This is a genomic window from Pantoea sp. B623 (assembly GCF_024814475.1).
Lineage (GTDB): Bacteria > Pseudomonadota > Gammaproteobacteria > Enterobacterales > Enterobacteriaceae > Pantoea > Pantoea ananatis.
Genome location: NZ_JANUXM010000004.1, coordinates 205,435 through 218,589, shown reverse-complemented (window position 1 = coordinate 218,589; position 13,155 = coordinate 205,435). Strand labels below are relative to the sequence as shown.

At 52.7% G+C, this 13,155-nt stretch carries 5 protein-coding genes and 4 pseudogenes; 5 read left to right on the top strand and 4 right to left on the bottom strand.

What is annotated here, in order from left to right:
• Positions 1–253: 253 nt before the first annotated feature.
• Positions 254–538: a hypothetical protein gene (locus NXS97_RS02830; protein ID WP_110145635.1), complete on the bottom strand. Its 285-nt coding sequence runs from the start codon at positions 536–538 to the stop codon at positions 254–256.
• Positions 539–686: 148 nt separating this feature from the next.
• Here NXS97_RS02830 and NXS97_RS02825 point away from each other — a divergent pair.
• The 5 genes and pseudogenes from NXS97_RS02825 to NXS97_RS02805 form a co-directional block, all read left to right on the top strand.
• A pseudogene (locus NXS97_RS02825) lies at positions 687–1,202 on the top strand (NlpC/P60 family protein); the annotation flags it as partial.
• 36 nt (positions 1,203–1,238) lie between these two features.
• Positions 1,239–1,898 (top strand): hypothetical protein, encoded by a 660-nt coding sequence (locus NXS97_RS02820; protein ID WP_116219737.1) that lies wholly within the window; start codon positions 1,239–1,241, stop codon positions 1,896–1,898.
• A gap of 87 nt (positions 1,899–1,985) precedes the next feature.
• A pseudogene (locus NXS97_RS02815) lies at positions 1,986–2,609 on the top strand (tail assembly protein).
• A gap of 137 nt (positions 2,610–2,746) precedes the next feature.
• Positions 2,747–2,995, top strand: a pseudogene (locus NXS97_RS02810) (DUF4113 domain-containing protein); the annotation flags it as partial.
• 160 nt (positions 2,996–3,155) lie between these two features.
• A complete protein-coding gene (locus NXS97_RS02805) occupies positions 3,156–6,998 on the top strand; it encodes a hypothetical protein (protein ID WP_116219738.1) in 3,843 nt (1,280 codons plus the stop codon).
• Positions 6,999–7,109: 111 nt separating this feature from the next.
• On the opposite strand, the pseudogene NXS97_RS02800 reads toward NXS97_RS02805, so the two are convergent.
• From NXS97_RS02800 to malP, 3 genes and pseudogenes are all read right to left on the bottom strand, one after another.
• Positions 7,110–7,781, bottom strand: a pseudogene (locus NXS97_RS02800) (SOS response-associated peptidase).
• Positions 7,782–8,591: 810 nt separating this feature from the next.
• On the bottom strand, positions 8,592–10,643 hold the full coding sequence (malQ, locus tag NXS97_RS02795) for a 4-alpha-glucanotransferase (RefSeq protein ID WP_116219739.1): 2,052 nt from the start codon (positions 10,641–10,643) through the stop codon (positions 8,592–8,594).
• An 8-nt stretch (positions 10,644–10,651) separates the two neighbouring features.
• Complete coding sequence (malP, locus tag NXS97_RS02790; protein WP_116219740.1) at positions 10,652–13,054, bottom strand: maltodextrin phosphorylase; 2,403 nt, start codon at positions 13,052–13,054, stop codon at positions 10,652–10,654.
• Positions 13,055–13,155 lie beyond the last annotated feature (101 nt).

Sequence of the window (13,155 nt, the reverse complement as noted above, 5' to 3'; positions counted from 1 at the left end):
TTTCACGGGCAAGATGTAACGACGTCAGTCTGAGCTGGGAAACAGTTTTGTGTCGCTGGTGACAGTTTTGTGTCGCTGGTGACTGTCATTATAGAGGGAGTTTTGGCTAATTAAAGCGAATCTACATGACTGATCACGGCATCAACGTTATGGACCTCCATATGAAGAAAGGCATCTTGGCGCATATTGTGGTATGGAGCAGAAACAGTCTAAGATAACGAGCCCCAGAAAGGCTCGTACGTAAAAAGATTCCTTAGTGCTCAGGGAAAAATACTTTGAAGGAATATTTAGGACTATTGTTACTCACGGTTAATATCTTTTCTACTTCGTCCCACTCCATGATTTGCCATTGTGTATCGAAGTACTGAAACTGACCAATGGGTTCATCAAATGCAAATTCTACTTTGTTATGATCAATAGTCACAGTGATTGTATACTCAGTGCCCTTCACGTACCCCGTCACTTCTGCAACAGTTTCGGTTGCGATACCCAAATATCCACGGCAGTCTTGGGCTGCCATCATTGAATCTATACTCATGCGTTCTCCTTTTTTAAGTGTTGAAACAATAAAGACGGCACCATTAAGGTGTTTCTTTAAAGATTTTTTACTCCAAATGAGATTCAGGCATGGGTATGATCACTTCATTAGTGACGATTGCGGCAAAAGCCGCCTGTAAGTAGGCTTGATAATGGTTGGCCACCCCGACGCGACGACCCAACCAAGCGAACTGGACAAGGCTCAATGCGATGCAACGTTGCTGCCCTGGCATATTGTCAGTTGGCCTGAAGGAGACTTTCGTACCATTACTCCCCGCGGTGAATTACCGTTGCTCGGGCGCCCGTTTGTGCTCGGACACTATGACTGCTGGGGGCTGGTAATGAGCTATTTCCGGCAGGAGATTGATGTCGAACTTAAGGATTACCGTGTTGATTATCCGTGGTGGGAGGACTCTTATCCGGATAATTTCTATCAGGATTGCTGGTACGAATGTGGATTTCGGGAGTTTAGCGGTCCGCCGATGCCCGGTGATTTGGTAATCATGCAAGTTCAAGCCAACAAGTGGAACCATGCTGGTATCTTACTTAGCGGTAATATTTTGCTACATCACCTTTATGGGCATTTAAGTCAGAGGATACCTTATGGAGGATATTGGATTGATAGGACAATGAAAATTGTTCGTCATAATATCCTTTTTCGTTGATAATGAATATTCAATATCAATGCGATGGATTTTCTCATGGAAAATAAAAATAAAGCTTACTACAATCTCAAAAAGATAGCTGTTTCGCTACCCCTTATTATTGGTGGGTTCCTTTTTGTAAATAGTTTCTTCAGTTGTTCCATGAATTTATGGGCCGGCAGTAGTTATTTATTTACCGGTTTCGGCCTGACCATTTTTTTTGTTAGATGGCTGTTATGGGGTGACTTGGATTTTACATCCGGTGGAGTGATGGTATCAGTTGGATTTGTATTGGGTATCATTAGTGTTTTTACAGATTCAAAAGCGCTCGATCCGGCATACAACAAGCTCAGAGTAGATATGTATAGCGTGTTTGCGGAAGCATCACTAACTTGTAAGGGGGACAGCCAACCCTACATTAATGCCGCACGCTCTTGTGGTGTTGCGCCCATATTAGATGTAATGGATTTGAATTACCAACTAGCCAAAGCTCGATATCTGAATCCCACAGCCTCGATTGTTGATGGTGTATACCATTCAACAGATGGTGTTAAGGTTGATCCGTGTTTAGTGAACTATTATGAACTATCATCACAGTGTCCTGATGCATTCGTTCAATTGAAAAATAACCACCCCGAATTGAAATCTTCTGCATCCTTCAAACAGTGCTCATCGCTTTGGCTAAAAGTGCGTGGGTGGATAGGAAGGCTTTTTTGATACGTGATTTAAGTAATATGAGACGTTTTCCGTGATGTAATCTCAGCCCACTATTATTGGTGGGCTTTTTATTGGAGTCCATTACTCATGAAAGTGGTTTCTGAGGGATTCAGAACAATTCGCCTTTATGGCGTCCTGGGGGCAACGTTTGGACGAGAATTCCAACTTTCCGTAGCATCACCAAAAGAGGCCATCCGCGCATTGTGCGTTATCGTGCCAGGTTTCGAGCGTTTTTTGAATACCAGTAAGCAGCGCGGGCTTACTTACGCTGTATTCAGTGGAAAACGTAATCTGAACGATGATGAAATCTCTATGGATCAGAGTACCGCCGATATCCGTATCGCGCCGGTTATCCTCGGGAGTAAACGCGCCGGGGTTTTTCAGACAATCCTCGGGGTTGCCCTTGTCGCTGTTGCTGCGTTTGTCACGAGAGGGGCCGCGATCGGGATTGGTGGTACCGCTTTCGCTGGCGGATGGGGAGCTGTGGCGGGAATTGGGGCATCAATGGCGATCGGCGGAGTAGTCCAGATGCTTTCTCCACAGACAACCGGGCTCGCCAGTAAGCAATCTGCGGATAACCAAGCCAGTTAAGCCTTTGGTGGAGTAACAAACACGACAGCCCAGGGGAATCCGGTACCACTTCTTTATGGCCGCCGGCGAATCGGCGGCGCGATTATTTCTGCCGGGATTTATGTCGAAGATCAGCAATAAATAAAAACTTTCTTTCAGGCCACCCTCGGGTGGCTTTTTTTATGGGCGCAATATGGCAACTGCAATCGCTATTAAAGGCCGCAAGGGCGGCAGCTCAAGTTCCCGAACCCCTACCGAACAGCCTGACGATCTGCAATCAAAAGGCTGGAATCATGCTGGGAGACTTCTTCAGCCACGGGGTGGCCCAGTTGAACCTGTTCGATGAAAACGCGCCGCGAACCGGAAGCGACAAGTTGATGGAAGTGCTAGATCACCTAAACGCGAAAGACGGGAAAGGAACACTCTACTTTGCCGGGCAGGGAATACAGCAACATTGGCAGATGAAGCGCGAAATGCTGTCGCCGCGATATACAACAAGATATTCAGATCTGCTTAGAGTCCGATAAATTTAACTAGTCTCTTGGACGGCTGTGTGCCAAGAGCGGGTGTTGCTAATTTGCCTTTGTATAAAGTAATGGGAATCAGCCACAGGACATTCTACTTCTAATTATTTAATATTCCGGGCATCAGTTGTGAAAATTTTTCATCCTCTATCAGGACTATGCCGTGGCGATTTTCGATACCGATAAAGATGAATTACTCGGGCTCTCAGATACTCTTTTGGAAGAGTTAATTGCGCGCCTTGCTGAAGCCGAAGTTGCGGCCTGCGGTCATAGCCCGGCACGGGTGCGCTGGTCAGGATCGATCAACGCACCTGATGGTGGGGTGGATGTCCACGTGCAGGTTCCGGTCGATCAGCTCCAGTCCGGTTATATTGAGCGACCTGATACCGTTTTCCAGGCAAAAAAGCATAAGATGCGAAGGGCTGATATTCTGCGAGAGATGGCTTCTTCAGGCGATCTTTCTCCCATGATATCCGAGCAGGCCGCAAAGGGGGGAAGCTATATAATTGTCAGTCTGAACGAGGACTGCTCCCCCTCGATGCTTGCCGAACGTGTCGGGGCGATGAAGGAGGCTGTAAGGCACGATCCCTGTCAGGCAGATCTTCATCTGGCCTTCTATGATCGTGCTAAATTAGCGCAGTGGATACGTCAGCATCCATCAGTGATGCTCTGGGTGAACAGAATACTGGGACGGGGATATTCTGGCTGGCAGCCATATGGCGCATGGAGTTGCCCTCCGGAGGGGGCGGAAGATACCCTGATTACCGCCTCCGGTATCACGATCTCACTTCCGTCTGAGCAAGGTCGCCCCCTGAGTATTCAGGATGCCATCGGGCCGATACGCCAGCTTATCCGGACCACCCGGAAAGCCGTGCGTATGACCGGTCTATCGGGTGTCGGTAAAACGAGGATTGTTCAGGCCTTGTTTGAGGAATCTATCGGTACTGATGCCCTGGACCGTACCCTGTCGGTGTATGCAGATACCGGTGACGATCCGAACCCTTCGGCCGCAGCCATGCTGGAACGCCTCATCGCTGACCAGCGCAGCGCAATAATGGTTCTCGATAACTGCCCGCCTGATCTTCATGCTTCCCTCGCGGCAAAAGTCACCTCTCACGGAAGCAGGATCAAACTCATTACCGTTGAGTATGATATTCGGAAAGACAAACCCCAGACCACTGAAGTGATCCACATCGAGGCGGTAGGGCCGGAAGTTGCGGAAAAACTTCTGCTGCGCCGTTTTCCCGGTATCGGACAGTTGAATGCCCGTCGGATCGCGCAATTCGCTGACGGGAATGCCAGAGTCTCACTGGCTATCGCCGAGCGAGTGGAAGAGGGGGAGTCGCTGGCCGTTCTGTCTGATGCACAACTTTTCGACCGACTTTTTCAACAACGCCATGGGCCGGACGAGGGATTACGGGAGCAGGCCGAGCTCCTTTCTCTAGTCTACTCATTTTCGAGTGACGTATCTGAAACAGGCGACAGTGAGCTGGGGTTCCTGGGCTCGCTCGCGGGTTATTCACATCGCCAGCTCTACCGGACGCTCAACAAGCTGACCGATCGCCACATTCTTCAGGCCAGGTCGCACTGGCGGGCCATCTTACCCCATGCTATCGCGAACAGACTAGCCGCCTCTGCGTTGGACAGCTTTCCGGTCGCGTGTCTCAGGTCTGCCTTTGAAGTGCCGGGACGCGAGCGCCTGCTTATGTCCTTTGCTCATCGGCTGGGTTTTTTACACGATCATCAGGTGGCAAAGGAAATTTCTGCCGCGTGGCTTCTGCCTGAAGCATTGTTGGGTAACCTGCTAGCCTTAGAGGATGAGCAGATTCGTATGCTTGAGTACATTGCGCCGGTGGTGCCAGACGTTCTGCTTACCAGGATTGACAATGTCCTGAGGGGCTCAGACTTTAAAAGCCGGGAAAGACATTATGATCCGCGCTGGAGCACTATCCTCAACCTTTTGCAGGTCCTGGCTTGGGAGGCTTCATACTTTGACCGGTGCGCCAGCCTTCTTCTGCAGATCGCCGATCATGAAACGGATAAGCCTGGTCAGCAAAATGCACGGGACAAACTGACCTTGTTCTGCCAGCCTTACCTGTCAGGCACACATGCATCTCTTGAACAGCGAATTTCGCTTCTGGAAAAATGCCTCTTATCAACTTTGCCACAGCGTCGAGCGCTCGGACTGAAATTGCTTTCTGCTGGACTTAGCGGTTCGACTTGGACAGGCTCGGGTATCTGTGAGTTTGGTGCCCGACCGAGGGATTATGGTGCAGAACCAGACTATGAGGCTTTGATGACGTGGCGACGTGCGTTCATTGCAATTGCTGTTCGCGTCGGAAACGACAGCGATAGTCATCTTGCCAGCGGTGCACGGACTATTCTGGCAAATTCACTCAGTGGCCTGTGGAGCGACAAGAGGATGGGCTTTGTGCTGGTTGATGCCGCCCGTACACTGCATGCCCGTCTTCCCTGGGGAGAGGGCTGGAAGGCGATTCGGACCCGACTGTACTTCTTGCGAAAGGATCCTAAGGCTTCGCCCCTGCTGCTGGACACACTGGATGCGCTTGAAAAGGAGCTCAGGCCGTATGATTTGCTTTCTGCCATCCGGCATTATGTCCTAAGCGGAGATCGAAACAACTGGGTGCTTGATGACGACTATTATCGGCATGGCCATGAGCGATACGCTGAAGCTGAAGAGCGGCTGACGGCCAGAGCTGAGCAACTGGGGCGCGAGTTTGCCGCTTCAAAGTATTGTCTTTCTGATCTGAGACCCAATCTGTTTTCTTCTGAGTGGATGCCTCACCGGCGCGCATTCGGGCAAGGGCTGGCTCAGGGCGCTGTGGATCCTCGTGAGCAATGGCATTCGCTTTTAAGCGAGCTGGACCAGGAGACTACTGAAAATAAGGATTTTTCGGTATTTCTGGGCTTTATCGACGGTGTGGATCGTATGAATGAATCCCTGGCTCATGAGTTTCTGGATCAGTGTTCTGCGCACCCTTCACTGAGTCGGGTCCTGGTTAAAATTCATCCTCAGCGCGATTTTACAGAAACGGATTTAAACCGATGCATGTCGCTTCTGGATAAACCGGATATCCGCCCGTTTATGTTTGACACCTTTTTGTATGATAAAAAATGCCGACATCTTCCAGCCTCCCGGGTGCTCGAGCTGGCCGAACGACTGTTATCCATAGAAAACGGAGAAGAAGCGATCCTGAGCGGGCTCGGGATTAGGCTACATGGCAAAAAGACGCCAGAGGACATGCCCGGTCCCGAATTTCTTCACATCGGCCTCAGGGCAGCCATTCAGGTTTTACAGAAAGATACTGACCCCAGGGGCAACCTCTTTGATGACTTTATGGAATCGGTCGTTGCGGCGGCACTGCAGTTGGACGACCACGACGAGCTCAAAAATCAGTGGCTGGATGCGGTCTTCTCAGCGATTGATAGACACTACGGCTATATGCATGACTATCGTAAAACTATAGAGACAACCGTGAAACTTATCCCTGAAGCGTTTCTCTCCCGTCTCTTTGTCGATTCTGAAGACCAACGGTGTATGCGGTTGTTTTTTATGCATGGAAGCATTGCGGATACACCGCTGCTTTCAGGAGTTGACATCGAAACCCTGATTAACTGGTGCTCCGGTAGTGGCGATCCGAGCGTGTGGGCATATATACCACAGGGGTTAGAAGTCTGGGTCAGTATTCCTGACTCAAGCGGGTCGGCCTTACATAAAAATGCAGTCAAATTCCTTGAGGCGGCACCTGAACCTTCCGTGGTTCTTGAATCTTTAGCTGACTTAACGAGTCCCACAAGCTGGAGTGGCAGCCTTGCAAACATATGGCAGTCAAGGGCTGACGCCTTCAGTGAGCTTATTGAACACCCGCGGAACGACATCTCAGACGCTGCAAAAAAAATCCACGAAAGCTTGATGGTTATGATTGAGCGTCAAAGGAGTCGGGAACAACAGGAAGATCGTAGAGGTGAGCAGCGGTTTGAGTAATGATGACTGTCCATAAGAATCTTAATGACTCTTTAGCGCGAGAAGTGTTTTCGGACATCTCAATTGCCGTCAACTCGGTCGTCATTCGTGAATTACGGCCGTTAATGTTCTTTATTGTGCTGCCTTGATTAACTTCGGGCCCTGGTTCTTCACATTACCCACGGCGCGCGTCACAGCGTGCCAGATAAACTTGTCGGCGGGCACTGCTCCGTCGGCTGCTATCTCTTCAGCTTCCTTCCCGCCTATATCCTGCCGCATCCATTCACGCGCAGCTTCTGGTGAGATAATCAGTGGTCGTCGGTCGTGAATGTCGACCAAACCTTTGTCAGCTGCAGACGTCACTATCAGAAATCCTTCCGCTTCATCGCCTCGTTCGAACGGCGTGCTGCCGATCGCCGCCATAAAAATGGGCTGACCGTCAGCGCGGTGAATAAAGTAGGGCTGTTTCTTGTCGCCTTATTTCTTCCACTCGAACCATCCATCGGCAAAGTAGATTGCCCGGCCATGCTGCCAGAGAGGCTTGAACATTCGGCTGGTGGCCGCCGTCTCGACACGTGCGTTAATCAGTGGCGGTTTATCCCACCACCCGGGCGCGTAAGACCACAGGACTGGATCAAGATGAAGCTGCTCGTCGCGTTCGCTCAACAGCAGGACTTTGGTACCTGGCGCGACGTTGAACCGTCCAATAGGCTCTGGGTCATATGCGATATCACGATCGGCTTCATCGGCCAGGTACGCAAGATATTCTTCACGTGTTTGGGCTTGTGCAAAACGTCCATACATAGAAACCTCCAGTCGGATGCCAGACTGAAAGTATAGGGCAGGGAGAAAAATCAGCGCGCTGGTTAAGTCTTACAAACGGATTCGTGGCGATTATGCTGATCAGGTATAGAGGCGTAAAGCGGCGTGTTACTAAACTGGAAGGAGCTACGCAAAAGAGGGGGATTTTGGGGGCATTTTGAAAGAAGGGACACCAATAGCGGCACCAAAAAAACCGTGCACGTCCGTAAATGTCCGTTAAACGTTTAAGGTCAACCCATTGAAATTATGATAAATATAGCTATTTCAATGAGTTGGGGGTTTTCTGCACACTAAAACAGGGATAACAGCCAGCTTCAGGCGACGCGGACGGGATTGATGCGTAAGGCCGCTAAAGCACGACCAGGCCACTGCGGGTAAGAGTGTTGCCAGTATAGCCTGCAGGGGTTTAAGAAGAGAGAAATGCCATTCCCACCTAATTATACTCAAGGCCATTAGTCCTGCTGACGCTGCAATAAACATCATTGCCCCACGGTATTCGCGCTTACCAGAACGAATGAGCATCATCATTAATATCAGTAGTGCAAATAACGTCAAAGCAGGAAAGGGAATCGAAAACATACGCTAACTCAAAAGCCAGAATGGCGTCCATTTTACAGAGTAAAAAACACGAATCGATAGCTAAACGCAAACCTTATGTTCTGCCTGTGTTTTCTCACGCCAGTCCATTTTGGTGTACTGCTCTTCATGCTGACCGCATTGAACAGCCTCTGCGACAACGATTTCAGCGATCCGGGACCACGCCTGAAACTTATCCCTGGATCGCCTGATTAATCACGAACAACGCCGGGAAATCTCCTCCAGCAGTGCCGTGATACGCTTATCTGCAAACATCGCCTGCAGCGACAGACTGAGCTTACGCCGCCAGTTCGGATAAGCCTCTACCGTGCCCGGCACATTAACCGGCGAGGCCATATCCAGCCAGTCTTCGGGTTGTAAACCCAGCAGGGCGCTGGTGCAGTCCGCGAGATACTGATGGATAACCTGGTTAAGTAACAGGCTCATGCGCGGACTGTTTGCCTGAACCCGCCCTTTGGGCTTGAGGTAACCGTGGCGCGTCAGGGTCTGAAGCAGCGCCGATCGGGCTGCCCGGCGCTGATGATACAGCCCGGCAAGCACCGCTTTATCAGGATATAACCCCAGTTGGCTCCCCAGTGTCAGATCGTCACTTTGCCACCAGCCACGGAGCGTTGGCATATCGTGTGTGGTGGCTACAGCCATTGCCTGACGCGGCCATGCCGCAGGTGGGCGAAAGCCCTTGTGCGAGTTTTGCTCAAAATAGAGCACCTTATACGAGTAGACGCCAGCATTGTGGAGTTTATCGACAATCGCCTCCGGCACCGTGCCCAAATCCTCACCAATCACCATGCAGCGCTGGCGCTGACTTTCCAGCGCCAGAATAGCGAGCAGATCGTCAATGGGATAGGCGACATACGCGCCTGCGGCGGCCGTTTCTCCTTGCGGAATCCACCACAGTCGCAGCAAAGCCATGACATGATCGATACGTAACGCCCCACAATCGCGCATATTCGCACGCAGCAACGTAATCCAGGGTTCATATGCCCGATCATACAAAGATTGCGGGTCCATTGGCGGCAGCCCCCAGTTCTGGCCAAGCGGGCCCAGAATATCCGGCGGGGCGCCTGTGCTGGCCGCTAAACAGTAAAGCCCGCGTTGGCTCCAGGTTTCCGATCCCCCTGCGGCGACGCCAACGGCCAAATCGCGATAAAGTCCAGGTGCCATCTGGTGCTGCTGGCACAGGTGCCAACAGGCGGCAAACTGACGCGCCGCCAGCCATTGCAGCCAGAGATAGAAACGAATCTCATCGCCATGTTCAATCCGAAACGCGTGTACGGCGGCTGTATCGGGTTGTTGATAGGCAGTGGGCCACGTTTGCCAGCCGTGACGCAGGGGATCTTCTTCGCGAAGCCAGGCCTGCAGGGCATCGAACAATCCCTGATGCAGCAGACTTTCACCGCCCTCAGCCACAAACGCCTCAAATGCCTCGGCCTGACTATCCTCTTTCTCACGCTGCATAAACTGCTGCCAGGCAAACCGCAGGGCATCCAGCTTAAGTGATGCCACCGTCGAATAATCGACCCAGGGCGCGTGACGCGCCTGGTGCAGCCTGTGTTGCGTTTCATCCGACTGCCACCAGCACTGCGCAGCGGCACTCAGGTTAAAGTCCTCAACCTCAGGAACGCTGATATAGAGCACGTTGAGCCAGCGCCGGGAAGACGGGCTATAGGGGCTGGCATCATCAGGTAACGCAGGAAAAAGCGCATGCAGGGGATTCAGCCCCACAAAAGCGCCGCCGCGCATGCCAACCGCCTTCACCATGTCCCGCAGGTCAGCAAAATCGCCGATTCCCCAGTTCTGATCCGATCGTAAAGCGTAGAGCTGGACACAGGTTCCCCAGCGTCTCTCGCCCCGTAGCAAGGCCTCCGGCTCATAGCAACGTGACGGTGTCACTATTATCTGGCACCTCGATTGCTGTGCATCCGCGTTTATCGTCAGAAGATGGTAACCGTCAGGCAGCGCCGGGAGCGTCAAAGACGCCTCAGGCTCGCAGTGCCCTGACCAGCGTTCACCCGATTCGCCCTCCAGGTGCCAGCGTGCCGGGCCAGCCAGAGAGGGCGTTAAACGGATGGGCAAACCCTGGGTAAAGACGGCGACCGGTGGAATAACGCCAGGGCCAGGGCCCGGCTGCATCGCCGCCAGCAAGCGATCGCGGGTCGATGCAGAAACCTGCCGGACCGCCCCATGCGCATCAACATATTCAGTGGCTACCCTGCCGATCCCGGCCGGATAATGAAGTGGTTTCATGCTGATCCTTAGCGTTTACGCTGCCAGATACGTTGCTGATAGTGACGAATCGACCGGTCGGCGCTGAACATGCCGCAGCGAGCGGTGTTGAGTATCGTGGCGCGCGTCCAGGCCGCTTTATCAGACCACAGTGCTTCAACGCGCTGCTGAGCGTTGAGGTAATGCCGGAAGTCGGCCAGCACCAGATAAGGATCGCCGTTTTTAGCCCCCAGACTGTGCAACAGCAGATCAAAAGCGTGCCGGTCGCCTGCGCTGAACGTACCATCCTCCAGTGACGTCAGCGCCTGGTCGAGCTGGGCGTCTTTTTCGCGCCATTTTCCCGGGGCATAGCCAGCGGCCTTGAGGGCGTTAACCTGTTCTACCGTATGACCAAAAATAAAGATATTCTCCTCGCCGACCTGTTCAGAAATCTCCACGTTCGCACCATCGAGCGTGCCAATGGTCAGCGCGCCGTTCAGGGCCAGCTTCATGTTGCCGGTGCCCGAGGCCTCTTTGCCCGCCAGTGAAATCTGCTCTGACAGGTCTGCGGCCGGGATAAGCCGTTCTGCCACAGAGACGTTATAGTCGGGAATAAACACCACTTTGAGGCGATCGGCCACGCGCGGATCGGTGTTGATGACGTCGGCCACCTTGTTGATGGCAAAAATGATATTTTTAGCCAACGCATAGCCCGGTGCCGCTTTCGCGCCGAAGATCACGACGCGAGGACAGCGGTTCGCCTGAGGATCGCTCACCAGGGTTTGCCATAAGGCGATGGTATGCAGCAGGCTGAGATGCTGACGTTTGTACTCGTGCAGCCGTTTGATTTGCACATCAAACAGGGCCTCGGGATTCACCTTAATCCCGGTGCGTTGCGCAATCCAGCAGGCCAAATCCACTTTATTGCGCTGTTTAATCTCGCTGTACGCCGTGCAAAACCCCGGATTATCCACCTGTTTTTCCAGCCCCTGAAGCGCATCCAAATCGTTGAGCCAGGGCTGATTAAGCGTTTTTCCGATAAGCGCCGCCAGTCGGGGATTACACTGATGAATCCAGCGGCGCGGTGTGATGCCATTGGTGACGTTGTGGAATTTTTCCGGCCACAGGGTGACGTATTCCGGGAACAGATCGTCTTTTACCAGCCGCGAGTGCAGGGCGGCCACGCCGTTTACCGCAAAGCAGGTCACCACGCATAAATTGGCCATGCGCAGCTGCTTACCGTGCACGATGGCCAGTTTCGACCAGACGGCCTTGTTACCAGGCCACTGCCGGTTAACCGCCTCTTTGAGCTGGGTATTGATGGCGTTAACAATCTCCATGTGCCGCGGAAGCAGGCTGCGCACGATGTGGGTATCCCAACACTCCAGCGCTTCCGGCATCAGCGTATGGTTGGTGTAGGCAAAGGTGCGCTGGGTAAGGTGCCAGGCGTCCTGCCAACTGAGCTGATGGTCATCCAGCAATAGCCGCATCAGTTCAGGAATAGCCAGAGTTGGGTGCGTATCATTCAGTTGGATCACCTCATGATCCGGCAGGGTTTCAATGGCACGGCCCGCCAGACGGTGACGACGAAGAATGTCTGCCAGCGAACAGGCGCACTGAAAATACTGCTGCATCAGGCGCAGTTTTTTTCCTGCCTGATGGTTGTCGTTGGGGTAAAGCACTTTGGTCAGTTTTTCCGCATTAATGCCTTGCTTTTCCGCCCGTAAAAAAGCGCCGCCGTTAAACGTTTTGAGATCGAAAGGGTGCGCATGTTTTGCCTGCCACAGCCGCAGAGGCTGCGTGAGGCCATTCTCAAAGCCCACGACCGGCAGATCCCAGGCTTCGCCCTCCAGTTGAAACGCAGGCTGCCAGTGCGCTTTGCCATTCTCTGCCACGACTTTGCCGCCCAGGCCTACCTGCACCGTTAGCGCAGCATTATGTGTAAACCAGGGATAGCGGTCGCGCTGCCAGTCGTCGGGCAGTTCATCCTGTTCACCTTCGACAAAGCGCTGACGAAACAGGCCATATTGGTAGTTCAGGCCATAGCCTGTTGCGGGCTGACCCACCGTGGCCATCGCGTCCAGAAAACAGGCCGCCAGCCTGCCCAGTCCGCCATTGCCCAGCGCCGGATCGCTCTCGCTTTCCAGCACCTCGCTCAGCGAAACATCCCACTGCTTCAGTGCCGTATTAACGCCGTCGAACCACCCTAAGTTGAGCAGGTTGTTGCCGGTCAGTCGCCCGGTGAGAAACTCCATAGAGAGGTAATTCACATGGCGCAAATCGCCGGATGCCGGTCGGGCGGGCAGCGCGTTGAGCATTTCTGCCAGCGCGCCGCTCAGAGCCTGCCACCACTGATATGGCGTCATTTCTCCTGCATCATGCAGGCCAAAGCGTTGCCACTGGCGCGTCAGCGCAGCGTCAAAACGGGAACGTTCAAAAGGGTGCTGTGTCATAGCCGGTTGTCCTGTCGACAAAGAATGGGAATGAGGATGAGTCTGCCCTTGCGCGCGGAATCGCTCATCCTCCTGGCAAAAGTTCCGTCAGGATGAGGGCA